The 23,499-nt window shown below is 67.8% G+C and carries 27 protein-coding genes and 1 tRNA gene; 11 read left to right on the top strand and 17 right to left on the bottom strand.

The genetic code is table 11. The features are described 5' to 3' along the window. Window positions 1-45 precede the first annotated feature (45 nt). Entirely contained in the window at window positions 46-1,032 is a 987-nt protein-coding gene (locus tag C8J24_RS11125) for an aspartate carbamoyltransferase catalytic subunit (RefSeq protein WP_056680280.1), read from the top strand. After that, window positions 1,029-2,246 (top strand): dihydroorotase, encoded by a 1,218-nt coding sequence (locus tag C8J24_RS11120; RefSeq protein ID WP_107932338.1) that lies wholly within the window; start codon window positions 1,029-1,031, stop codon window positions 2,244-2,246. Before C8J24_RS11125 ends, C8J24_RS11120 begins: the two co-directional genes overlap by 4 nt. Before the next feature lie 31 nt (window positions 2,247-2,277). Here C8J24_RS11120 and C8J24_RS11115 read toward each other — a convergent pair whose 3' ends face one another. From C8J24_RS11115 to C8J24_RS11105, 3 genes are read right to left on the bottom strand one after another with little or no spacing between them, the layout of a single operon-like run. Next, window positions 2,278-3,573, bottom strand: a complete 1,296-nt coding sequence (locus C8J24_RS11115) for an SPOR domain-containing protein (RefSeq protein ID WP_107932336.1) — start codon at window positions 3,571-3,573, stop codon at window positions 2,278-2,280. 19 nt (window positions 3,574-3,592) lie between these two features. Further along, the gene (locus C8J24_RS11110) at window positions 3,593-4,021 is read right to left on the bottom strand and encodes a hypothetical protein (protein ID WP_420894107.1); all 429 of its coding nucleotides are present in this window, start codon (window positions 4,019-4,021) and stop codon (window positions 3,593-3,595) included. After that, window positions 4,018-4,731 carry a ParA family protein gene (locus C8J24_RS11105; RefSeq protein WP_031441008.1) on the bottom strand — a complete coding sequence of 238 codons (714 nt, stop codon included), beginning with the start codon at window positions 4,729-4,731 and terminating at the stop codon, window positions 4,018-4,020. Before C8J24_RS11105 ends, C8J24_RS11110 begins: the two co-directional genes overlap by 4 nt. A gap of 196 nt (window positions 4,732-4,927) precedes the next feature. On the opposite strand from C8J24_RS11105, the gene C8J24_RS11100 reads away from it, so the two are divergent. Beyond that, window positions 4,928-5,995, top strand: a complete 1,068-nt coding sequence (locus tag C8J24_RS11100; protein ID WP_056405462.1) for an SPOR domain-containing protein — start codon at window positions 4,928-4,930, stop codon at window positions 5,993-5,995. 22 nt (window positions 5,996-6,017) lie between these two features. Here the strand turns inward: C8J24_RS11100 and C8J24_RS11095 are convergent, their stop codons facing one another. Both C8J24_RS11095 and serB read right to left on the bottom strand, forming a co-directional pair. Then, entirely contained in the window at window positions 6,018-6,752 is a 735-nt protein-coding gene (locus tag C8J24_RS11095; protein WP_107932334.1) for a Crp/Fnr family transcriptional regulator, read from the bottom strand. A gap of 140 nt (window positions 6,753-6,892) precedes the next feature. Beyond that, window positions 6,893-7,774: a phosphoserine phosphatase SerB gene (gene serB, locus C8J24_RS11090; protein ID WP_107932825.1), complete on the bottom strand. Its 882-nt coding sequence runs from the start codon at window positions 7,772-7,774 to the stop codon at window positions 6,893-6,895. On the opposite strand from serB, the gene miaA reads away from it, so the two are divergent. The 6 genes from miaA to leuA all read left to right on the top strand — a co-directional run bounded on the left by miaA (window position 7,767) and on the right by leuA (window position 15,075). After that, a complete protein-coding gene (miaA, locus tag C8J24_RS11085) occupies window positions 7,767-8,696 on the top strand; it encodes a tRNA (adenosine(37)-N6)-dimethylallyltransferase MiaA (RefSeq protein WP_107932332.1) in 930 nt (309 codons plus the stop codon). The two genes, serB and miaA, sit on opposite strands and share 8 nt — an antisense overlap. Window positions 8,697-8,778: 82 nt before the next feature. Further along, complete coding sequence (locus C8J24_RS11080; RefSeq protein WP_107932330.1) at window positions 8,779-10,527, top strand: acetolactate synthase 3 large subunit; 1,749 nt, start codon at window positions 8,779-8,781, stop codon at window positions 10,525-10,527. Further along, a complete protein-coding gene (gene ilvN, locus C8J24_RS11075) occupies window positions 10,527-11,042 on the top strand; it encodes an acetolactate synthase small subunit (RefSeq protein WP_031395186.1) in 516 nt (171 codons plus the stop codon). The genes C8J24_RS11080 and ilvN overlap by 1 nt, the downstream gene beginning before the upstream one ends. A gap of 106 nt (window positions 11,043-11,148) precedes the next feature. After that, on the top strand, window positions 11,149-12,168 hold the full coding sequence (gene ilvC / locus C8J24_RS11070; RefSeq protein WP_107932328.1) for a ketol-acid reductoisomerase: 1,020 nt from the start codon (window positions 11,149-11,151) through the stop codon (window positions 12,166-12,168). Between the two features lie 449 nt (window positions 12,169-12,617). Then, window positions 12,618-13,223: a YceI family protein gene (locus C8J24_RS11065; RefSeq protein WP_056405452.1), complete on the top strand. Its 606-nt coding sequence runs from the start codon at window positions 12,618-12,620 to the stop codon at window positions 13,221-13,223. Window positions 13,224-13,416: 193 nt separating this feature from the next. After that, window positions 13,417-15,075: a 2-isopropylmalate synthase gene (leuA, locus tag C8J24_RS11060; RefSeq protein WP_107932325.1), complete on the top strand. Its 1,659-nt coding sequence runs from the start codon at window positions 13,417-13,419 to the stop codon at window positions 15,073-15,075. 42 nt (window positions 15,076-15,117) lie between these two features. Here leuA and C8J24_RS11055 read toward each other — a convergent pair whose 3' ends face one another. From C8J24_RS11055 to C8J24_RS11025, 7 genes are all read right to left on the bottom strand, one after another. Beyond that, window positions 15,118-15,795 (bottom strand): type 1 glutamine amidotransferase domain-containing protein, encoded by a 678-nt coding sequence (locus tag C8J24_RS11055; RefSeq protein WP_107932823.1) that lies wholly within the window; start codon window positions 15,793-15,795, stop codon window positions 15,118-15,120. A 105-nt stretch (window positions 15,796-15,900) separates the two neighbouring features. After that, window positions 15,901-16,257, bottom strand: a complete 357-nt coding sequence (locus C8J24_RS11050) for a dihydroneopterin aldolase (RefSeq protein WP_031439104.1) — start codon at window positions 16,255-16,257, stop codon at window positions 15,901-15,903. Continuing rightward, window positions 16,250-17,023, bottom strand: coding sequence for an SDR family NAD(P)-dependent oxidoreductase (locus C8J24_RS11045; protein ID WP_107932323.1), 774 nt, complete (start codon window positions 17,021-17,023; stop codon window positions 16,250-16,252). Before C8J24_RS11045 ends, C8J24_RS11050 begins: the two co-directional genes overlap by 8 nt. Then, window positions 17,020-17,646 carry a GTP cyclohydrolase I FolE gene (gene folE, locus C8J24_RS11040; protein WP_107932321.1) on the bottom strand — a complete coding sequence of 209 codons (627 nt, stop codon included), beginning with the start codon at window positions 17,644-17,646 and terminating at the stop codon, window positions 17,020-17,022. Before folE ends, C8J24_RS11045 begins: the two co-directional genes overlap by 4 nt. Window positions 17,647-17,819: 173 nt before the next feature. Continuing rightward, on the bottom strand, window positions 17,820-18,659 hold the full coding sequence (gene fghA, locus C8J24_RS11035) for an S-formylglutathione hydrolase (protein ID WP_107932319.1): 840 nt from the start codon (window positions 18,657-18,659) through the stop codon (window positions 17,820-17,822). After that, window positions 18,659-19,042, bottom strand: a complete 384-nt coding sequence (locus C8J24_RS11030; protein ID WP_107932317.1) for a VOC family protein — start codon at window positions 19,040-19,042, stop codon at window positions 18,659-18,661. Before C8J24_RS11030 ends, fghA begins: the two co-directional genes overlap by 1 nt. Before the next feature lie 11 nt (window positions 19,043-19,053). After that, window positions 19,054-20,160 carry an S-(hydroxymethyl)glutathione dehydrogenase/class III alcohol dehydrogenase gene (locus tag C8J24_RS11025; RefSeq protein WP_031439099.1) on the bottom strand — a complete coding sequence of 369 codons (1,107 nt, stop codon included), beginning with the start codon at window positions 20,158-20,160 and terminating at the stop codon, window positions 19,054-19,056. A gap of 118 nt (window positions 20,161-20,278) precedes the next feature. On the opposite strand from C8J24_RS11025, the gene C8J24_RS11020 reads away from it, so the two are divergent. Continuing rightward, a complete protein-coding gene (locus C8J24_RS11020) occupies window positions 20,279-20,482 on the top strand; it encodes a hypervirulence associated TUDOR domain-containing protein (RefSeq protein ID WP_031394798.1) in 204 nt (67 codons plus the stop codon). Window positions 20,483-20,530: 48 nt separating this feature from the next. Further along, window positions 20,531-20,791 carry an SWIB/MDM2 domain-containing protein gene (locus tag C8J24_RS11015; protein ID WP_031394799.1) on the top strand — a complete coding sequence of 87 codons (261 nt, stop codon included), beginning with the start codon at window positions 20,531-20,533 and terminating at the stop codon, window positions 20,789-20,791. 178 nt (window positions 20,792-20,969) lie between these two features. Here the strand turns inward: C8J24_RS11015 and C8J24_RS11010 are convergent. The 5 genes from C8J24_RS11010 to C8J24_RS10990 form a co-directional block, all read right to left on the bottom strand. Beyond that, window positions 20,970-21,046 (bottom strand) — tRNA-Arg (locus C8J24_RS11010). Between the two features lie 179 nt (window positions 21,047-21,225). Further along, a complete protein-coding gene (locus C8J24_RS11005; RefSeq protein WP_107932315.1) occupies window positions 21,226-21,657 on the bottom strand; it encodes a DUF1178 family protein in 432 nt (143 codons plus the stop codon). Continuing rightward, window positions 21,654-22,481: a carbon-nitrogen hydrolase family protein gene (locus tag C8J24_RS11000; protein WP_107932313.1), complete on the bottom strand. Its 828-nt coding sequence runs from the start codon at window positions 22,479-22,481 to the stop codon at window positions 21,654-21,656. The genes C8J24_RS11005 and C8J24_RS11000 overlap by 4 nt, the downstream gene beginning before the upstream one ends. Further along, window positions 22,481-22,735, bottom strand: coding sequence for a glutaredoxin 3 (gene grxC, locus C8J24_RS10995; RefSeq protein WP_031396302.1), 255 nt, complete (start codon window positions 22,733-22,735; stop codon window positions 22,481-22,483). The genes C8J24_RS11000 and grxC overlap by 1 nt, the downstream gene beginning before the upstream one ends. Before the next feature lie 31 nt (window positions 22,736-22,766). Then, a complete protein-coding gene (locus C8J24_RS10990) occupies window positions 22,767-23,495 on the bottom strand; it encodes a ComF family protein (protein ID WP_244180626.1) in 729 nt (242 codons plus the stop codon). Window positions 23,496-23,499 lie beyond the last annotated feature (4 nt).

Here is a 23,499-nt window from a genome sequence, read left to right as displayed (position 1 = left end):
CCAAACCTTGCCCCCGCCGCTGCACCGCACTACCCAGCGCGCTTGATGCAACGTTCAGATCACCGCCCCGCCACCCTCATCGAGGGCGGCGCCGTCTTCCCGCACCGGCACCTTACCGGGATCGACGGGCTCCAGCCGCACGAGATCGCGTTCCTGCTCGACGAGGCGGAAACCTGGGTCGAGGCGAACCGCACCCACGCGACCCCCGACAAAAGGCTCGCGGGCCTGACACAGATCAACGCGTTTTTCGAGAACAGCACGCGCACGCTGCTGTCGTTCGAGATCGCGGGCAAGCGGCTCGGCGCCGACGTCGTTAACATGCACGCCGCGCAGTCGAGCGTGAAGAAGGGCGAGACGCTGATCGACACCGCGATGACGCTGAACGCGATGCGCGCCGACGTCATCGTCATCCGCCACATGGCGAGCGGTGCGGTGCGGCTGATCGCGGACAAGGTCGACTGCCCCGTCCTGAACGCAGGCGACGGCCGCCACGAACATCCGACCCAGGCGCTGCTCGACGCGCTGACGATCCGCCGCCGGCGCGGGTCGATCGCGGGGCAGCGTGTCGTGATCTGCGGCGACGTGCTGCACAGCCGCGTCGCGCGCTCGAACATCCTCGCACTCACCGCGCTGGCCGCCGAGGTCCGCGTCTGCGCGCCCTCGACGCTGATGCCCGCGGCGATCCACAAGATGGGGGTCACCCCGTTCACCGATTTCGATGCCGCGCTGGAGGGCGCCGACGTGGTCATGATGCTGCGCCTGCAGAACGAGCGGATGGACGGTGCGTACGTGCCCTCCACGCGTGAATACCGGATGCGTTACGGGCTGACGCTCGAACGACTCGCTCGCGCGGCGCCCGATGCGCTGGTGATGCACCCCGGGCCGATGAACCGCGGCGTCGAGATCGATTCGGCGGTCGCCGACCATGCCCGATCGGCGATCACCGAGCAGGTCGAGATGGGCGTCGCGGTCCGCATGGCGTGCCTCGACGTGCTGACCCGCCGGGCGCGCGGTGTGGAGGGCTGGGCATGATCCTCGCGCTCACCAATGCGACGCTCGTCTGCCCGATCGGCGGGATCACCAAGGGCAATCTCCTGATCCGCGACGGCGTCGTCGTCGCGACCGGGCTGGTCGAGATCCCCGCCGATGCGCAGACAATCGACTGCGCGGGCAAGACGCTCGCCCCCGGCATCGTCGATCTGGGCGTGGCGAAGATCGACCGGGCCGCGTTCCGCGCGGGCGGCATCGTCCGCGTCGGGCTGATGCCCGACCAGTCGCCGGTGCTCGACGATCCCGGCATCGTCCAGCGCGCCGCGCTGATCGGCAAACCCGACCTGTGGATCCACCCGATCGCCGCCGCGACTCAGGCGCTGGCCGGGCATGACCTTGCCGAGATGGCGGTCTGCCTGTCGGCGGGCGCGCGCGCGGTCGGCACCGGCAAGGGCTGGATCGCCGACAGCGGCGTCATGCACCGCGTGCTCGCCTATGCGCGCGACCTCGACATCGCGGTCGTCACGCATGCCGAGGATGGCGGATTGACCGCGGGCGCCGTGGCGACCGCGGGCGAGACCGCGACCCGGCTCGGCCTGCCCGCCGCCCCCGCGATCGCCGAGGCGCTGGCGATCGCGCGCGACCTGATGCTGGCCGAGGACACCGGTGCCCGGCTTCACATCCGCCAGGTGACGACCGCGGCCAGCTTCGACCTGATCCGTGCTGCGAAGCGCCGCGGTGTGGCAGTGACCTGCGGCATCACGCCCGCGCATCTCCATCTGTCCGACATCGCGGTCAGTGATTTCCGCAGCTTCGCGCATCTCTCGCCGCCGCTCAGGAGTGAATCGGATCGCCAGGCGGCGCTGGCGGCGGTCGCCGACGGCACGATCGACGTGATCTGCTCCGCGCATGATCCGCGCGGGCCCGAGGAAAAGCGCCTGCCCTTCGCCGATTCGAGCGCGGGGATGGCGGGAGCCGAGACGCTGCTGCCGCTCGCGCTGATGCTGGTGCGCGACGAACGGGTCACGCTGTCGCGGCTGTTCGCGCTGCTGAGCCGCAACCCGGCCGCGGTGCTCGGGCTCGACACCGGGACGCTCGAGGTCGGCAAGCCCGCCGATCTGCTGCTGTTCGACGATCAGGCGCCGTGGCAGATCACCGGCGACGCGTTCGCCGCCAGCGCGAACAACACGCCGTTCGACGGCCTGCCGGTGCAGGGCAAGGTGCTGCGCGTCTGGAAAGGCGGCCGCGAGATCTGACGGGCATCGCGCGCCGGATCTCGCCTGTCGTTCAGCGGGTCGCGACCTCGACGCCGCCGCCGCGCAGCCACTGCGCCATCTGGTCGCCGGCCCCCTGCCGGACGAAGCACGCGCCGCCGGTCGCGCGGTAACGCCGGCAGACCCGATCCGCCTCGTCGCGGCCGAACCCGCCGACTGAAAGGCGGTAATAGGCCTCGCCATTCGTCCTGAACGCCATGCCGTTGGGCTGGCGGCCGGAGAAGCCGTCGAAACGACGCGTCGCCTGGCTCCAGGCGGCCTTGGCGACGCCGGCATTGTCATAGGCGCCGATCTGGACATACCAGTCGCCCGTCCCCGCCGGGATCGCGCGCACGCCGCGTTGCGCACGCGCGGCGAGCACGGCGCCCTCGCTGCGGCTGGCGAGCATCGTCGGCGTGCCGCCGGGCAGGGCCTGGACGACCTCGCGCGGCGCGGCGAAGGTGATCCTCGACGGGGCTGAAGTCGATCCCGCTTCGGCCAGTGTGACGGGCCGCGCGCTGCGTTCGACCGCGGCCAGCGCCTCGATCGGCGAGACCGTCGGCATGAGCGGTGCGCGGTTGAGCGCGAGTGCGGCGGGCTGGCCGGCATCGGCGATCGCGCGCACGCCGAGCAGGCCGGCGACCTGCTCATATGACGTCGTCGGCTGAGCGAAACGGGCCCATTGTTCGAGCCTCGCATCGACCTCGGTCGGCGCGAGGTCGGCGGCGGCGACGACGCGCGCGGCCTGCCACTGGCCCGCCAGCGCGAGCGCGAGCGCCAGGTTCTGCCGGGCCTTCGCATTGCTTTCGGACGAGCGTGCGACCTCGGTCAGCAGCCCGATCGCGCCGCCTGCATCGCCCGCCAGCGCCAGCGCGAGGCCACGATCGCTCGGCGGTATGATCGATGCGTTGCGTTCGAGCGTCTGCCGCGCGCCCTGCGTGTCGCCACCCGCGATCTGCGTCAGCGCCAGGTTGAGCGCCGCCTTCCCGTCCGCCGGCGACAGCGCCAACACATCGGCAAACCCCTGCCGCGCCGAGGTGAACCGCCCCGCCTGGAGATAGCCCTGTGCGAGCAGCAGCCGATACGCCGCCGATTGCGGCATCATCGCCACCGCCGCCTCGGCAAAATAGACCGCGGCGCCGCCATCGTGCCGGGCCAGCGCGACCTCGGCACGGTGCGCGTTCACCGCGCCCGCCTTGGCCTCGAGATCGGCGTTGCGATCGCTCGCCGAGGCGAGGCCGCGGCCGGTCTTGCCCGCGCTGCACCCGACCATCGTGCCGCCCAGTACAAGGGCCGACAGCCCCATCGAAAGAAGGATTCGCGTCGTCATCGGCTATGATCCCACCGGTTCATTTCGGGGCCCTGGTCACGGGAAGCTGCGCAACGAGCGCGTCGACCTCGGGCAGATTTTGAAGAAAGGCATCGAGCGCGAGCGTCACGAGGTGTTGCGACGAATGCCGCGTCATCGCACTCGCCAGCCGCAGCCGGACATGACGGTCGCTGTCGAGGCGGAGCGTGAAGGCGGCCTTGCCGTTGCGCGTTCTGGTTGCGCTCTCGCGCGCGATCCGGCGTGCGGTCGCAACCGTCACCGACGCGACAGGAGCGGCATCATCCTCGACCGGTACGCCCGTGGCCGTACCGAGCGCGAGCGGCCGCATCGCCGGGCGGGCGTCGCCCTTGCGCGCCAGCAGCGACGCCGACAGCGAGCCCAGCGGCTTCGGCACGTCGGCCGATTCGGGATGCGGCGGAACGGGCGGGCGGGCGGGCATCGCGCTCATCCGACCACCCGCCGGCCGAAGCCCGGCGCAGGCCCGCGCTGCCCGAACCCCGCGCCAGCGTTCGGCACGCTGAACACCGTGCGCCGGAAATTCTTTTCGAGCCGGTCGGTGACATAGGTCCAGAGCGCTTCGATCTCCGCCGCGGACTTGCCCTTGGGATCGACCTCCATGACCGTGCGGCCGTCGATCATCGAGGCGGCGAAATCGGTGCGCTGGTGGATCGTCATCGGCGCGACGGTGCCGTGCTGAGAGAGCGCGACGATCGCCTCGGCCGTGATCCGCGCCTTGGGGGTCGCTGCATTGACGACGAAGATCAGCGGCTTGCCCGCGCGATCGCACAGATCGACGGTCGCGCCGACCGCGCGCAGGTCATGCGGGCTCGGCCGGGTCGGTACGACGATCAGCTCGGCGATCTGAATCACCGTCTGGATCGCGACCGTGATCGACGGCGGCGTGTCGATCACCGCCAGCTTGAACCCCTGCTGGCGAAGAATTTCGAGATCGGCGGCGAGCCGCGCGACCGTGGTCTGCGCCAGCGCCGGCGCCTCCGCCTCGCGCTCGTTCCACCAGTCGGTCAGCGACGCTTGCGGATCGATATCGATCAGCACGACCGGCCCCTGCCCAGCGCGCTCCGCCTGGACCGCGAGATGCCCGGACAGAGTCGTCTTTCCCGACCCGCCTTTCTGCGATGCCATCGCCAGAACGCGCATAAGCCCCCTTACGTCTCGTCAACCAGGGCACGCGATGCCATGCCAGCGGATAAGAAGCGGTTAACGCGTGGTTCCCAAGCCGTTACGACAACGTGCCGCGCCCCCACACCCGACCGGCGCACGGCTTAACCCGATCTTTGCCTTCGCCGGGCTATCGCGACATGACGATCATCATTTGGCTTTAACGAGGTACTCGATGCGCAACCTGATTCTGGGCGCGGCGGCGACGGTAGCGGCGCTGGGCGCGGTGCCGGCCGCGGCGGACGTGAAGGCCGGCGTCGATGCCTGGAGCCGCGGCGACTATGCGACCGCGATCGACCAGTGGCGTCCGCTCGCGATCGCGGGCGACGCCGATGCGCAGTTCAATCTCGCCCAGGCCTATAAGCTCGGCCGCGGCGTCACGCTCGACCCCGCGCTCGCCGAAAGCTGGTTCCGCAAGGCGGCGCTGCAGGGTCATGTCCAGGCGCAGGACAATTACGGCCTCGCGCTGTTCCAGGCCAACAAGAAGGCGGACGCGCTGCCCTGGCTCGAAAAGTCGGTGGCGCGCGGCGAACCGCGGACGCAGCTCGTGCTCGGGACGATGTTGTTCAACGGCGACGCGGTGCCCCGCGATTACCCGCGCGCCTATGCGCTGATGTCGCGCGCGAGCACGTCGGGATTGCAGTCGGCCTCGCAGACGCTGGCGCAGATGGACCAGTATATCTCCCCCGAAGACCGCCAGCGCGGCACGGCGCTCGCCGAGCGCTATGCAGCGCAGGAAAAGATCGCGCGGTCGGGACTGTCGCCTGCGTCGCCGCCGCCGATCTCGGCCACTGGCCCTGCCAGGCCCGCTCCCCAGCCCGCTCCCCGGCCGGTGACGCCGGTCGCGCGCACCACGGTCCCCGCCTCATCCGTGTCCCCCGCGCCGGTGCCCCCGCGCGCTGCGCCGGAGCGTGCTGCCTCGCAAGCCGCGACCAGACCCGCACCGGTCACCCCGCCCCGGCTCGCGTCCGCGCCCAAGCCGGCGCCGAAGCCCGTGCCGAAGCCAGCAGCGAAGCCGGTGGCCGGGTCGGGGAAATGGCGGATCCAGCTTGGCGCGTTCCGCGATCGCGGCAATGCCGAGACGCTGTGGGGCAAGGTCAAGGGCAGGCTGGGCGGCGCGCAGCCCAGCTATGTCGCGGCGGGACCGGTGACGCGGCTGCAGGCGGGCGGATTCGCCAGCCGGGCGGACGCGACGCGCGCCTGCGCCGCGTCAGGCCAGCCCTGCGTCATCGTCGCCCCCTGACGCATCCCGACACGCCCGGCGTTCAGCCGCGCCGGCTCGGGATCCAGCTCGTGTCGCGTTCCGGACTCTGCGGCAACGCGGCGAGGACCGCCAGCGCGTCGCGGTCGTCGATCGTGATGACCCCGCGCCGCCACGTCGCGATCCCCGAGGTCCGCAGCTGGCGCAGCGTCCGGTTGACATAGACCGGGGTCAGCCCGGTCATGTCGCCGATATCCTCCTGCGTCAGCGGCACCGGCACGACATTTTCGATCGTCGGATCGTTGCGCCGCAGCCGGGTGCGCAGTTCGAGGATCAGCGCGGCGATCCGGCTCGCCGCGCTGGTCCGCCCGATCGACGCCAGCCGCTCCATCAGCACGACACGCTCCTGCTGCGAGACGAGGAAGAGCAAGGCCGCGAGCCGCGGGTTGCTGCTGAACACCTGCCCGATCGCTGCGGTCTCGATCACGCCGAGCTTCGCCGCCGAGACCGCTTCGATCGTGTCGCACGCGGTCGGGGCGGCAAGGCTCGGCATCCCGACCAGATCGCCGGGCAGATGAACCTTGACGATCTGCCGCGCGCTCTCGCCGACGATGATGCTGCACGCAACCCAGCCGCTCAGCAGTATATAGACCTGTGGGTCGGGTGCCCCCTGCATCCGCAGGATCTCGCCACGCTTCAAACCGATCGTTGGCCCGGCAAGCCGGCGGAAGGTATCAATGTCGTCGTCGTCCGCACAGGTGAACGCCTTGAAGCGCTCATAGTCCCAGCCAGCATCCATTCGTCTCAGCCAATCAATCGCAAGTCTTTGGCATCGACCCCTAATTTTTGGATACAGCTTAGCAAGCCGGGATATGGCGCAGTGGCTTAACCTGGATTACCAAAGAGGGACTCGGTGGCTGGAAACGCGCTTGACGGCGCTCATTCGGTCACCCAGGCGGCGCGCGGCAGGCCCTGGGCATAGAGCAGCGCGGTCAGATCGCCATGGTCGATCCGTGCCGCCGCGGCTGCCGCGACGATCGGTTTGGCATGATAGGCGACGCCCAGCCCCGCTGCCTTGATCATCGCGAGGTCGTTCGCGCCGTCGCCGACCGCGAGCGACTCTTCGACCGTGATCCCGTGCTCGGCTAGCGCGGCGTGCAGCGTCGCCAGCTTGGTATGCGACCCGACGATCGGCCGAGCGACCCGCCCCGTCAGCGTACCGTCCGCAATCTCCAGCACGTTCGCGATCGCGACGTCGAACCCGATCGTCCGCGCCACCGGCTCGGCAAAGCGCGTGAAGCCGCCCGACACGAGCACCGCCTTCGCGCCGCGCGCGCGCATCGTCCGTACCAGCGCCTGCGCACCCGGCATGATCGTTACCCGATCGGCGAGGCAGCGTTCGATGTCGCTCTCCGCCAGCCCCTCGAGCAGCGCGACGCGCGCATCGAGCGCCTCCTCGAAATCGAGTTCACCGCGCATCGCGCGCTCGGTGATCTCGGCGATCTGCGGCTTTATTCCCGCATAATCGGCGAGCTCGTCGATGCACTCGACGGTGATCATCGTCGAATCCATGTCCGCGATCAGCAGCGCCTTGGTGCGGGTCAGGCTCGACTGCACGACCACATCGGTTTTGCCGAACGCCCCCTCGAGCGCGGTCCGCGCCGCATCGGGCGCCATGCCGAAGATCAGGTCGGCGGCGTCACCTTCGTCGATCCAGCCGCTCGCACCCGGCGCGCAGCCGGCGTCGCGGAGCCGGTCCATCGCGGTCGAAATATCGCCTGCGGTCAGCGTGCCCGAGGCTATAAGCGTTGCCGTGAACATAGAACATCTCCCGAAGGTCGCGCTCATCGCAGGGCCGACCGCGAGCGGCAAGTCCGCGCTCGCGCTTGCCATTGCCGCGCGCCACGACGGCGTCGTCATCAATGCCGATTCCGCGCAGGTCTATGCCGATCTCCGGATCCTCACCGCGCGTCCTTCGGCCGAAGAGGAAGCCAGCGCCCCGCACCGCCTGTTCGGCCATGTCGACGCCGCCGACGCGACCTATTCCGCCGCACGCTGGGCCGCCGAGGCGACGCGCGCAATCGACGAAGTGGTGGCGGAGCGCAGACTGCCGATCCTGGTCGGCGGCACCGGGCTCTATATCCGCACGCTGCTCGACGGCATTGCCCCCGTCCCCACGATCGACCCCGATCTGCGCAAGCAGGTCCGCGCGCTCCCCGTCGCCGAGGCGCATGCAGCCCTCGCTCTGCTCGATCCGCCCGCCGCCGCACGGCTCAACGCCGCCGACACCACGCGCGTCGCGCGCGCGCTGGAGGTGGTCCGCGGGACCGGCCGCACGCTCGCCGACTGGCAGACCGAACGGTTGGGCGGGATCGGCGACCGGCTCGACGTCCGCGCGCTGATCCTGATCCCCGACCGCGGCTGGCTGAACGCGCGCATCGACCAGCGCTTCGCCGAGATGGCCGAGACCAGCCAAGCGGAAGTTACCGCACTCCTCGCCCGCATCGACATCCCGCAGGACGCGCCGATCCGCCGCGCGATCGGCGTTCCCGAGATCGCCGCGCTCGTCCGCGGGGAAAACTCGCTGGCCGAGGCGATCGCCGCCGGATCGCTTGCCACGCGGCGCTATGCCAAGCGGCAATATACTTGGCTTCGCCACCAACCGCCGGCCGCCTGGACGCGCACGGACGCGCTCGATTTTCCAACGCGCTCACAGCAATTTGAAACTATATTGCTAAAATGATGTTTGACACGCATCTTTTATATCGGTAGCCGCCCCCTCCACGAGGCGCTAAAGGCGGCGCATTCGAAAGGATTTTGACGTGATGACCGAGAAGAGTGGAGCCGATATCCTGATCGAGGCGCTGTGCGATCTCGGCGTGGAGGTCGTGTTCGGCTATCCGGGCGGTGCCGTGCTGCCGATCTACGACGCGCTGTTTCGCAGCGGCCGGATCAAGCACATCCTGGTGCGCCACGAACAGGCCGCGACGCATGCGGCAGAGGGCTATGCCCGCTCGACCGGCAAGCCCGGCGTGGTGCTCGTCACCTCGGGGCCCGGCGCGACCAATGCAGTCACCGGGATCACCGATGCGCTGATGGATTCGATCCCGATGGTGGTGATCACCGGCCAGGTGCCGACCGCGCTGATCGGTACCGACGCGTTCCAGGAGGCCGATACCGTCGGCATCACGCGCCATTGTTCGAAGCATAATTATCTCGTGAAGGACCCGGCCAAGCTCGGCGGGGTGATCCACGAGGCGTTCCACATCGCCACCTCGGGGCGTCCGGGTCCGGTGGTCGTCGACATCCCCAAGGACGTGCAGGTCGCCACCGCGCGCTATACGAAGCCCGGCCCGATCCAGCACAAAACCTATCGCCCGCAGGTGAAGGCCGACCAGTCGCAGATCGAGCAGCTGGTGGACATGCTCGCGGCGGCCGAACGCCCGATCCTGTACACCGGCGGCGGCATCATCAATTCGGGTCCGGCCGCGAGCCAGCTGCTGTGTGAACTCGTCCGCATCACCGGCGCACCGGTGACGTCGACGCTGATGGGCCTCGGCGCCTATCCCGCGAGCGGCGAGCAGTGGCTCGGCATGCTCGGGATGCACGGCACGTACGAGGCCAACATGGCGATGAACCAGGCCGACCTCGTGGTCGCGCTCGGCAGCCGGTTCGACGACCGCGTGACCGGACGGCTCGACGCGTTCAGCCCGAATTCGCGCAAGGTGCACATCGACATCGATCGCTCGTCGGTGAACAAGACGGTGCGCGTCGATCTCGGCATCATCGCGGACGTCGGCCATGCGCTCGAGGACATGGTGCGGATCTGGAAGAGCCGCCGGCATCCCAAGCCCGACACCACCGACTGGCAGCGGCGGATCGCCGGCTGGCGTGCGGTCAAGTGCCTCGACTTTCCCGAGAACGACCCGAACGAGATCATGCCGCAGCGCGCGATCCGGGCGCTGTTCGACGCGACCAAGGCACGCAACCCGATCATCACGACCGAGGTCGGCCAGCACCAGATGTGGGCCGCACAGCATTTCGGGTTCGAAAAGCCGAACAAGTGGCTGACCAGCGGTGGTCTCGGCACGATGGGTTACGGCCTGCCCGCCGCGATCGGCGCGCAGCTCGGCAATCCGAACGCGCTGGTGATCGACATCGCGGGCGAGGCGTCGATCCAGATGAACATCCAGGAGCTGGCGACCGCCACCCAATACCGGCTGCCGGTGAAGATCTTCATCCTCAACAACCAGTATATGGGCATGGTCCGCCAGTGGCAGGAGCTCACCTATGAGAGCCGCTACGCCGAGAGCTATTCGGATTCGCTGCCCGATTTCGTCCGGTTGGGCGAGGCATACGGCTGGAAGGGCATCCTGATCGAGACGCGCGACCAGCTCGACAGCGGGATTGCCGAGATGCTGGCTTATGACGGCCCGGTGATCGTCGATTGCCGCGTGTCGCAGCTGACCAACTGCTTCCCGATGATCCCGAGCGGTGCTGCGCATACCGACATGATCCTGCAGGCGAACGAAGTGTCGGGCACGATGGACGACGAAGCGAAGGCACTGGTTTGATGCATATTTCCCAGGAAAAGGCCGAGCGGCACACGCTCGCCGTGATCGTCGACAACGAGCCGGGGATCCTCGCCCGGATCGCCGGCCTGTTCACCGCGCGCGGCTATAATATCGAGAGCCTGACCGTGTCGGAGATCACCGCCGACAAGGCGGTCAGCCGCATCACGATCGTCACCAGCGCGTCGCCCGCGACGATGGAGCAGATCCTCGCGCAGCTCGACCGGCTCGTCCCCGTCCACAAGGTCACCGACCTGACCGCGCAGGGCGCGCACGTCGAGCGCGAGCTGGCGCTGGTCAAGGTGCGCGGCACCGGCGACCACCGGATCGAGGCGCTCCGCCTCGCCGACGTCTACCGCGCGCGCGTCGTCGATGCGACGACGTCGAGCTTCGTGTTCGAAGTGACCGGCGGGATCGACAAGATCGACAAGTTCGTCGAACTGATGGGCGAAGTCGGTCTGATCGAAGTCGCCCGCACCGGTATCGTCGCGATCGCCCGCGGCAAAGAGCCGGCCTGAATTTACCTGTCATCCTGACGAACGCCAGGACCCAGAGCCACGAACGGCGCCGCCTGGAACCCTGGGTTCCGGCGTCCGCCGGAACGACGAAAGAAGGAAGAATATAATGCGTGTCTATTACGATCGCGACGCCGACCTGAACCTGATCACCGACAAGAAGATCGCGATCGTCGGTTACGGCTCGCAGGGCCATGCGCATGCGCAGAACCTGCGCGATTCGGGCGTCAAGGACGTCGCGATCGCGCTGCGCGAGGGCTCGCCGACCGCCAAGAAGGCGATCGAGGCGGGTTTCGCGGTCAAGTCGAACGCCGAGGCGGCGGCCTGGGCCGATATCGTCATGATCCTCGCCCCCGACGAGCATCAGGCCGCGATCTACGCGACCGACCTGCACGACAATCTGAAGCAGGGTGCGACGATCGCGTTCGCGCACGGCCTGAACGTCCATTTCGGCCTGATCGAGCCGCGCGCCGATCTCGACGTCATCATGATCGCGCCCAAGGGCCCAGGCCACACCGTGCGCAGCGAATATGTCCGCGGCGGCGGCGTCCCCTGCCTGATCGCGATCGACCAGGACAAGTCGGGCAACGCGCACGACATCGCGCTCGCCTATGCATCGGGCGTCGGCGGCGGGCGCTCGGGCATCATCGAGACCAATTTCCGCGAGGAATGCGAGACCGATCTGTTCGGCGAGCAGGCCGTGCTCTGCGGCGGCATCACCCACCTGATCCAGGCCGGGTTCGAGACGCTGACCGAAGCCGGCTACGCCCCCGAAATGGCCTATTTCGAGTGCCTGCACGAGACCAAGCTGATCGTCGATCTGCTCTATGAGGGCGGCATCGCCAACATGCGCTATTCGATCTCGAACACCGCCGAATATGGCGACATTACCACGGGTCCGCGGATCATCACCGACGAGACGAAGAAGGAAATGAAGCGCGTGCTGGCCGACATCCAGTCGGGCCGTTTCGTGAAGAACTTTATCCTCGACAACCGTGCGGGCCAGCCCGAACTGAAAGCGGCGCGCAAGCAGGCGCTGGCGCATCCGATCGAAAAGATCGGCAGCGAACTGCGCGGCATGATGCCGTGGATCGGGAAGAATGCGCTGGTGGATCGCGAGCGCAACTAAGCGCGAGCGCGGCCGGCACGACGGGGCCCGCCCATAGGGCGCGGCTTCGCCGGGGCCGACGGGCGGGCGTGGGGATTGCGCGTCGCTCGCCGCAACACCCCCTACCCCACCCCGGCGAAGGCCGGGGCCCAGTTGGGAAGGCCGGAGTAACGAAGCGCCGTCTTCCGTCAGCACCGTCCCCCAGCTGGACCCCGGCCTTCGCCGGGGTGGTGGCATTTGCAGTAAGCGCACCCCTCCCCCAGCCGCCCGTTCCCCCGCGAAGGCGGGGGTCCAGGGTCTCGGGCGGTGATCGTGGTTCAGCTGGGCCCCCGCGTCCGCGGGGGAACAACAGCGAGCGTGCCTTCCCCCCACCCCCCACCGACCCAAATCCGAAACACAGCGTTGGCATAACGTCATTTGACGCGCTCCCTCCGCTCGGCCAGCATCGCGCGTTCAACAGGAGACCCCGCATGCGCCTAGCCCTAGCCACCATCCTCGCCCTCACCGCCGCTCCCGTATTGGCGCAGACTGCCGCCGTCCCCGGCGCCCCCGTCAAGGCGCGCGTCGCCGCTGGCACCTATGCGGTCGATGCCAACCACACGCAGGTGACGTGGCAGCTCAACCATATGGGCTTCTCGATGCTCGAGGGGCAGCTCGGCGCGTCGGGTGGCAGCATTACGATCGATCCGGCCAAGCCGAACGCGACCAAGGTCGAGGTCAATTTCGCGATCGACCAGCTGTCGGTCACGTCCGCACCCTTCGCGGGCCATCTGAAGTCGAAGGACTTTTTCGACGCCGCGACCTACCCGACCGCCAAGTTCGTCTCGACCAAGGTCGTCGCGACCGGCGACAAGGCGACCATCACCGGTGATCTCACGCTCAAGGGTGTCACCAAGCCGGTCGTGCTGCAGGCGACGTTCGTCGGCGCGGGCGCGAACCCGATGAACAAGAAGCTGAACTTCGGCTTCCGCGCGACGACCTCGATCAAACGCAGCGACTTCAACATCGGCGCCTATGCCCCCGTCGTGTCGGACAAGGTCGACCTGACGATCAACGCGGCATTCGCTGCGCAATAATACGTACGCCGACCCTATCGCGCTGGACATTTACCGTGTCCGCGCGATAGGAAAGACGCAATGTCTCACGGTCGCCTCCTGCTGCTTCGACTTACGCGCCCTTAGGCGCGCCGATCGTTTGCGTGGTGGCCAGCCCCCGCGCCTCGCGCCTAAGGGCTGACCCGAACGCTCCCGATCACGAGAGACACGAGCCATGCTGCGCGACCCATCGACCAAATACCGACCCTTCCCGCAAATCGACCTGCCCGACCGCCAATGGCCGTCGAAGACGATCGTCAAGCCGCCGCGCTGGCTGTCGACCGATCTCCGCGACGGCAACCAGGCGCTGATCGACCCGATGGATGCCGAGAAGAAGACCCGCTTCTTCGACCTGCTCTGCAAGGTCGGGCTGAAGGAAATCGAGGTCGGCTTCCCGAGCGCGGGCGCGACCGAATTCGATTTCATATCCGGCCTGGTCAAGACCGGCCGGATCCCCGACGACGTGTCGATCCAGGTGCTAACGCAGTCGCGCCGCGACCTGATCGAGACGAGCTTTGCCAGCCTCGTCGGCGCGAAGACCGCGATCGTCCACCTCTACAATGCCGTATCGCCCGCATGGCGCAAGATCGTGTTCGGGATGGATCGCGCGCAGGTGAAGCAGATCGCGATCGACGGCGCCAAGGTGCTGCGCGACGAGGCCGCCAAGCAACCGAACGTCCGCTGGCAGTTCGAATATTCCCCTGAGACCTTCTCGACCGCCGAACTCGAGTTCAGCCTCGAGGTCTGCGAGGCGGTGATGGACGTCCTGATGCCGACGCCCGAAAACCCGATCATCTTCAACCTGCCCGCCACCGTCGAATGCGCGACGCCGAACATCTATGCCGACCAGATCGAATGGTTCGGCCGCAATATCCGCAACCGTGACTCGGTGGCGATCTCGCTGCACACCCACAACGACCGCGGCACCGGCGTCGCCGCCGCCGAACTCGGCATGATGGCGGGCGCGGACCGCGTCGAGGGCTGCCTGCTCGGCAATGGCGAGCGCACCGGCAATTGCGATCTCGTGACCGTCGCGCTCAACATGTACACGCAGGGGGTGGATCCGAAGCTCGACCTGTCGGACATCGACGCGGTCGTGAACACCGTGAATTACTGCACCAACATCCCAGTCCACCCGCGCACGCCCTACGCCGGCGACCTCGTCTTCACCGCGTTTTCGGGCAGCCATCAGGATGCGATCAAGAAGGGATTCGCTGCGCAGGAGGCGAAGAACGATACGTTGTGGGAGGTCCCCTATCTCCCGATCGACCCCGCCGACCTGGGCCGCAGCTACGAGGCGGTGATCCGCGTCAACTCGCAGTCGGGCAAGGGCGGCGTCGCCTGGGTGATCGAGCAGGACAAGGGGCTGAAGCTGCCCAAGCGGTTGCAGGCCGATTTCAGCCGTCACGTGCAGGCCTATGCCGACGAGACGAGCCGCGAACTGAATGCGGCGGATATCTGGCAGCTGTTCGAGCGGACCTACCTCCCGCACGCCGACGATCGCGTGGAGTTGCGCGACTATGAGGAAAGCGGCACCGCGGGGCAGCGCGTCTTCATCGGCCGCGTCGCGATCGATGGCGAGGAACGGTCGATCTCGGGGCGCGGTAACGGGCTGATCTCGGGCGTGATCGCGGCGATCGCGGAATCGACCGGGCCGACGCTCGATGTGGTGGATTATAACGAGCATGCGATCGGCCACGGCGCGGACGCGCAGGCGGCGGCCTATGTCGAATGCCGGACCGCGGCGGGCAAGACGGTGTTCGGTGTCGGCATGGACACCGACATCGCCACCGCCTCGGTCCGTGCCGTCCTCAGCGCCGCCAACCGCGCCTGACACCCAGAAGGGCGGCCACCGGTCAAGCCGGTGGCCGTTCGCTCAGCCGAGCTTCGCCATTAGCGCCTGTGCCGCCTTTTCCGACGATGCGGGGTTCTGCCCGGTGATCAGCAGGCCGTCCTCGACGACATGCACGCCCCAGTCGGCGGTCTTCGAATAATTTCCACCCTGCTGCGCGAGCATGTCCTCGACGAGGAACGGCACGATATCGCTGAGCCCGACCGCGGCCTCTTCGCTGTTGGTGAAGCCGGTGACCGTCTTCCCCTTCACCAGCGGAGAGCCATCGGCCGCCTTCACGTCGCGCAACACGCCGGGCGCGTGACAGACCAGCGCGACGGGCTTGCCCGCGCCGATGGTCGTCTCGATCAGCGCGATCGACGCCTGGTCGTTGGCCAGATCCCACAATGGGCCGTGTCCGCCGGGATAGAACACCGCGTCGAAATCGGCGATCTTCATCTCGGACAGTTTCCGCGTGTCGGCGAGCGCAGCCGTCGCCTCGGCATCGTCCTCGAACCGGCGCGTCGCATCGGTCTGCGCATCGGGCTTCGCGCTGCTCGGATCGAGCGGCGGCTGGCCACCGGCCGGCGAGGCGAGCGTGATGGTCGCGCCGGCATCCTTGAACACGTAATAGGGCGCGGCAAGCTCTTCGAGCCAGAAGCCGGTCTTGCGGCCGGTATCGCCGAGATCGGCATGCGAGGTAAGGACGACGAGAATGTTCACCATAAGTCTCCGAATGAGGGGGTTATGGGCAGGGAACGAGCCGGCTCCAGGATTGGCGCCGCTCACGGGCGCCAAATGCGCCCGGTCGTGGGACTATCGCCTCCACTAGATCACGCGTTCGCGCACGATCCGGCACCCGATCGCGGCATCGGGGTAGATGTCGGTCTTCATCGTCTCGACCTCGACCCGCCGCACCCGCGCGTCACCCAGGCACAGCGCCGCAATCGCCTCGCACAGCGTCTCCTGCAACGCGAACGGACGCTCCGCCGCCATCGCCAGGATCCCGGCGCGGACGAAGTCGTAATCGAGCACCTCGCCGATCGCATCCTCGCCGAGCGGCCCCGGATACACGACCGTCATCTCGACCGAGACGACGACGCGTTGCGGCGCCACCTCGTGCGGATAAATGCCCAGCCGCATCATCACCTCGAGCCCGTCGAGGATCGTCGTGAACTCAGCCATTGCGCTCCCCATGATGCCGGTCGAACATCACGTCGCCGTCGCGCGCCAGAAACCGTTGGCCACAATCGACGAACATATTCTGCCCGGTCACGCCCCTAGCCGTCAGCAGCCATGCGACCGCATCCGCGACCGCCTTCGCCCCAACCGGGCGCTGGAGCAGGTTGTCGCTCGCCACTGCCTCGAATTCCGCGTCAGTCTGGTCCCCGCTCGGCAGGGTCAGCCCCGGCGACACCGCGTTGACGCTGATCCGGGGGCCCAGCGCCTGCGCCAGCATCACCGTCGCCCCCTCCAGCGCGATCTTGCCGCAGCTATAGGAGAAGAAGTCGGGGTTGAGGTTCGCGACCTTCTGGTCGAGCAGATTGACGATCGCGCCGTCACGGACATCCTCCTGCGACGCCAGCGCCGAGGCGAGCAGCACCGGCGCGCCGCAGTTGATCGCGGCCAGCTCGGCGAACAGCGCAGGATCGACCGCGGGCGGCCGATCGAATTCGAACTTCGATGCGCAGTTGACCAGCCCGTCGATCGGACCGCCGATCGCGCCCCGCGCCGCCGCGAACAGATCGCCGACCCCGTGCAGATCGCTCAGATCGCCCTCGACCGCCGCCGCACGGCCGCCGGTCGCGACAATCTCGTCGACCAGCGCATCGGCTTCCTCGGGCGAATGCCCCTGATGCACGACCACCGCATGCCCGTCCGCCGCCAGCCGCCGGACGATCGCGGCGCCCAAGCGCTTCGCCCCGCCGGTGACCAGGACGGTTCGGATCATGCGCGCGCGCCCATCAGCGACAGCACCTCCTTGCGGCTACGCTCATCCTCGCGGAACACGCCCATCATCCGGCTGGTGACCATCGTCACCCCCGGCGTCCGCACGCCGCGCGCGGCCATGCAGGCATGCGTCGCCTCGATCACGACCGCGACGCCCTGCGGCTGCAGTTGCTCCCAGATGCAGTCGGCCACTTCCGCGGTCAGCCGCTCCTGCACCTGCAACCGGCGGGCAAAGCCGTGCAGCACGCGCGCCAGCTTCGAGATGCCGACGACATGGTTGCGCGGCAGATAGGCGATGTGCGCCTTGCCGATGATCGGCGCCATGTGATGCTCACAGTGCGACTGGAACGGGATATCCTTCAGCAACACGATCTCGTCATAGCCGCCGACCTCCTCGAACACGCGTTCGAGATGCCTCGCCGGATCATCGCCATAGCCCGCGCAATATTCCTTCCACGCGCGCGCGACCCGACGCGGGGTATCGACCAGCCCCTCGCGCGTCGGATCGTCGCCGGTCCAGCGGATCAGCGTCCGGATCGCCGCCTCGACCTCCTGCGGAACGATCAGCTTGCCATCCGGGCCGACGGCTGGCTCGGCATCGGCAAAAGGCGTTTCGGCGATCATCACAGCGCTCCATCATTCCGCCGCAGGACGGCGTGCAAGGTCCTCGGTACGAAAGCCCGACCGAGGTATAATAATATCAACAATATCGCAGCGGACTCCCGCCCGCCGCGCGCCATGCGGCCGTCCGCGGCCCGAACACAAGGGCCGCATCATATCGCTTGCGCGACGGCGTGTCAGGCGCGCCGCAGCCGTTCCGCATGCCAGGCGACATGATCCGGCATGAAGGTCGATATGAAATTATAGCTATGGTCGTACCCCGGCTGCATCCGCACCGTCAGTTCGATCCCCGCCGCCGCGCACGCGTCCGCCAGCAGCGCCGGCTTCAGCTGTTCGTCGAGGAAGCCGTCGGCCTCCCCCTGATCGACCAGGATGTCGGCGACCCGCGCGCCATCGGCGATCAGCGCACAGGCGTCGTACGCACGCCAGTCGGCACGGTCGGGCCCCAGATACCCCGTCAGTGCCTTTTCACCCCAGGGGCAGTGCAGCGGCGCGACGATCGGCGCGAAGGCCGACACGCTGCGGAACCGGTCGGGATTGCGCAGCGCGATCGTCAGCGCGCCGTGCCCGCCCATCGAATGCCCGGTGATCCCCTGCCGCGTCATGTCCGCCATAGGAAACTCCGCGGCGATCAGCGCGGGGAGTTCGTCCTCGACATAGCGCTTCATGGTGAAGTTCGCGGCCCAGGGCTGCTCGGTCGCATCAACGTAGAAGCCCGCGCCCTGGCCGAAATCATAGGCGTCGTCGTCGGGAACCCCCTCTCCGCGCGGACTCGTGTCGGGCGCGATCAGGATCACGCCGTGCTCGGCGCAGGCGCGGCGATACTCGCCCTTGTCCATGACATTGGCATGCGTGCAGGTCAGGCCCGACAGGAACCACAGCACCGGCAAGCGCGCATCCGGCGCGTGCGGCGGGACATAGACCGCAAAGGTCATGTCGGTGCCGGTCGCGGTCGAGGCGTGGCAGTAGACGCCCTGCGTGCCGCCGAACGCCGTGCTGGTCGATAACGTCTCCATCATGCGACCCGGTGAGTGGCGCAGAGCTTGTTACCCGACGGGTCACGCAGATACGCCAGATACAGGGTGCGCCCCGCAGTGCCGTGCCGGACGCCGGGCGGATCCTCGCAGGCGGTGCCGCCATGCGCGAGCCCCGCGGCATGCCAGGCGTCCGCCGCCTCGGGCGAGGCCGCGGCGAACCCCATCGTGCTGCCATTGCCGTGCGTGGCCGGCTGCCCGTCGATCGGCGGCGTGACGAGGAAGCGGCCGCCGGCGTGCGCGTACACGATCCGGCCCCATTCATCGATTACGCCTTCGGGCACGCCGAGTGCGCCCAGTGCGGCGTCGTAGAACGCCTTCGACGCCGCGATATCATTGGCACCCAACATGATGTGGCTGAACATGTTTCCCTCCCTCAATAGATCACGACGGAGCGAATGCTCTCGCCGGCGTGCATCAGGTCGAACCCCTTGTTGATCTCGTCGAGCGTCAGGCGGTGCGTGATCATCGGGTCGATCTCGATCTTGCCGTCCATATACCAGTCGACGATCTTGGGCGTGTCCGTACGTCCACGCGCACCGCCGAACGCGGTCCCGCGCCAGTTGCGCCCGGTGACGAGCTGGAACGGCCGCGTGCTGATCTCCTTGCCCGCCTCGGCCACGCCGATCACGATCGAGGTGCCCCAGCCGCGATGACAGGCCTCGAGCGCCTGGCGCATGACGGTCGTGTTGCCCGTCGCATCGAACGTATAATCCGCGCCGCCGTCGGTCAGGGCGACAATATGCTGGACGATGTCGCCCACATCCTTCGGGTTGGCGAAATGCGTCATGCCGAAGCGGCGACCCCATTCCTCGCGGTCGGGATTGATGTCGACGCCGACGATCATCCCTGCGCCCGCCAGTCGCGCGCCCTGGATCACGTTCAGCCCGATCCCGCCGAGCCCGAACACGACGACGGTATCGCCGGGCTGGACCTTCGCGGTGTGGACGACCGCGCCGACACCCGTCGTCACGCCGCAACCGACATAGCAGGAGGTGTCGAACGGCGCGTCGGGGCGGATCTTGGCCAGTGCGATCTCGGGCAGCACGGTGAAGTTCGAAAAGGTCGAGCAGCCCATGTAATGGAAGATCGGCTGGCCCTTGTAGCTGAACCGCGTCGTGCCGTCGGGCATCAGCCCTTTCCCCTGCGTCGCGCGGATCGCGGTGCACAGATTGGTCTTCTGGCTCAGGCACGACTTACACTGGCGGCATTCGGGGGTGTAGAGCGGGATGACGTGATCGCCGACCGCGACGCTGGTGACGCCCGCGCCGATCTCGCGGACGATGCCCGCCCCTTCATGCCCCAGCACGCTCGGGAAAAGGCCTTCCGAATCAAGTCCGTCGAGCGTGTAGGCATCGGTGTGACAGATGCCCGTGGCCATGATTTCGACCAGAACTTCGCCGGATTTGGGTCCCTCGAGGTCGAGCTCGACGATCTCGAGCGGTTTTTTCGCCTCGAAGGCTACGGCGGCGCGGGTCTTCATGCATGGGTCTCCTTGGTGGCGCATCAGATGAACCGCAGCCCCTGGGTCTGCAACCGCGGATCATGCAACAAAACCCGCACCTCTGCGCTTGATCGTTGAATATCAAGGAGATGGTGTGATGAAGGATCCGAAAAAGGGCGACGAGGTCACCTGGAAATCCCCCGGCGGCACCGCGCACGGCACGGTCGAAAAGAAGCAGACCAGCGACACGACGATCAAGGGTCACACCGTCCGCGCGTCCAAGGACGAGCCGCAATTCATCGTAAAGAGTGACAATGGCGGCAAGGCAGCGCACAAGGCGGGCGCGCTCAACAAGGCGTGACCACGCGTGCAGTGCCTAACGCACGCATGCGAACAGGAAGGAATGCTTATGGCTACAGCTCCCAAGACCGGCGGCATCCACGCCCCCGTCCAGCCCTCTCCCGAGCTCGGCGAGATCGTCGGTAACGACAAGCTCCCGCGCAGCGAAGTGATCAGCAAGGTCTGGGTCTATATCAAGGCCCACAATCTGCAGAACCCTGAGAACAAGCGCGAGATCCTCGCCGACGAGAAGCTGAAGAAGGTCTTCGGCCGTGACAAGTGCACCATGTTCGAGATGAACAAGTACATCTCGCAGCACGTCAAGGCCTAAGCCTGACCGGGACGCCAGGCGACGTTGCCACCTCCGCGGAGGGGTCAACGTCGCCTGATTGCCCCTGAACCCTCGCGACCCGGCCGCGCCAGACGACAACCCCGGTCGCCGGCCAATCTACATCCCTGACGCGTGTCGCGATGCCCGCAGGCGGCGGATCGCTTGATAATGTCGGTGGTGGTGACCCCGAGTGGATTTGAACCACTGGCCCCCAGATTAGGAATCTGGTGCTCTATCCGGCTGAGCTACGGGGCCACGCACGCGACGTCCATACTAGCCCCATTCCCGTCGGTCCAGAGTGACCATGATCGCATAGCCGCGTCACAGAGCAAAGCGGAATAGACCAGCCCCCGATGGAGTGTCTTGAATCCACGTCGCTGACTCAGCGGCGTTGCCTCACGCCTGTGGATGGCTGGGCCGCAGCGACGCGATCTTTAGTTGATCGTATCGGGTGGCGTGACCGGGAGCGGCAGCGGCAGCACGGCGACACCGTCCTCGACCAGCGCCCTGGCCTCGGCGAGGCTGGCCTGGCCGTGGATCGGTTCGGGGGCCTCGTCGCCGAGATGCATCGCGCGTGCGCGATCCGCAAAGGCGCCGCCGACCCACCGCGATGACGCGAGCAGTTCGGCCTGTTTCGATGCCAGCATCGTCATCATCGCCTTCATCCGCGCAGGCGTCGGGGCGTCGGCCACGCGGTTGCCCTTGCCCGAGACGGCCGGCGCCATCACCGCCTTCGCCACCTCTGCATCGCCGCAGAGCGGGCATTCGACCTGTCGCGCTGCGCGCTGCGCCTCATAGGCCGCGCTCGAGCCGAACCACGCCTCGAACACATGCCCAGTGCCGCATTTCAGGTCGAAGACGATCACCGGATCACGGCCACCGAGGGGATCGGCCGCCGATGTTCGAGCGCCGGAATTCGCGCGCGGACATCCGTCACACTGTCCGAGCTGATCTCGGCATAGCCGAGACCCGCCGCCTCACCCATGTCGAGCACGACCGTGCCCCAGGGATCGATGACCAGCGAATGGCCATAGGTCGCGCGACCATCGGCGTGGACGCCGGTCTGCGCCGCGGCGACGACGTAGGAGGCCGATTCGATCGCCCGGGCGCGGAGCAGGACATGCCAATGCGCGGCCCCCGTCGGCCTGGTGAACGCCGCCGGGACCGAGAGGACCGTCGCGCCGGCATCGCTCATTGCGCGGTACAGGTCGGGAAAGCGCAGGTCATAACAGATCGATGCGCCCAGCATGCCGATCGGCGTCTGCGTGACGATCGCCGCGTCGCCCGCGGCATAGGCCGCGGATTCACGCCAGCTTTCTCCCGTCGGCAGATCGACATCGAAGAGGTGGAGCTTGTCGTAGCGCGCGCGGATACTGCCCGCCGGATCGATCACGAACCCGCGATTGGCAAACCGGCCGTCTGCCCGGCGGACGGCGAGCGAGCCAAGATGCACCCAGATCGCCGCCTCGGCCGCAGCGGCGCAGACGCGAGCGAGCACAGGATCGTCGGCCTCGGCCACGATCGACGCGGCGGCCCGCGCGCGATCGCGGTCGATCAGACCCGACATTTCCGGGGTGAACAGCATCACCGCGCCCTGCCCTGCCGCCGACCGGATCGCAGCGATCAGCGTTGCAGCATTGACCGCGGGATCGATCCCGCTGGTCATCTGCAAAAGCGCGATGCGGGGCATCAGGCCAGGAGCGGGTCGAGCCCACCCCGGGCATCGAGCGCGGCAAGGTCGTCCGACCCGCCGATATGCTTCCCGTCGATGAACACCTGCGGCATGGTCATGCGACCACCCGAGCGCTCGACCATCTCCTTCTTCTTCGGCCCGCCCATCGTCACGTCGAACGTTTCCGGTTCGACGCCCTTGGCGGCAAGGAGCTTCATCGCCCGCGTGCAATAGGGGCAGAATTGTTTGATGTAGATTTCAACTTTAGCCATTATTTTCAGGTGTGGTCTGACCGCGCGCTTGTCAATAATCGGTGTCGTCCAGAACACGCGCCCAGCACAGGATCGTCACCGATTCCGCCCCCGCCGCGAGCAGCGCGCCGGTGCACGCCGCGCTCGTCGCCCCGCTCGCATAGATGTCGTCGATCAGCACGACCGCCCTGCCGCGCAGCCGGTCGCGCCCGCCCGCCGCGACGGCGAAGGCGCCCGCCACCGCCTTGCCGCGCTGACGCCTGCCGAGCCCGCGCAGCACGGTCGTCTGCCGCGTCCGGACGAGGACATTCAGGTCGGCGGGCACGGTCGACAGGCTCGCGAGCGTCGTCGCGATGAGCGCCGCCTGGTTGAACCCGCGCGACCAGAGGCGCCAGCGGTGTAGCGGTACCGGCACGATCAGCGCCGCATGCTCGGGCATCAGCCGGTGCATGGAACGCGCCATCGTCGCGGCGAACGCGGTTCGGCCGCCATATTTCAGCCGCAGCGCCAGGCCGCGCGCAACCGGTCCATAGGCGACCGCGGCGCGGACGCCCGCGTGACGCGGCGGCTGGGTGAGGCACGCGGCGCACAATGCGCCGTCGCCGCGATCATGCGCAAAGGGCAGGTTGCACGCGGCACACCAGGGCGGACCGAGAAAGTGCAGGCCGTTCCAGCAGCTTGCGCAGAACCGATGGTCCGCCGCCACCGGACTGCCGCAGCCGGGGCAGCGCGGCGGCAGCGCTAGCCGGATCACCGCGCCAATCGGATCGAGCAACCGCATCCGC

The sequence above is a fragment of the Sphingomonas aerolata genome, assembly GCF_003046295.1.
Classification (GTDB): Bacteria; Pseudomonadota; Alphaproteobacteria; order Sphingomonadales; family Sphingomonadaceae; genus Sphingomonas; species Sphingomonas aerolata.
This window is presented reverse-complemented; position numbering and strand designations above follow the sequence as displayed.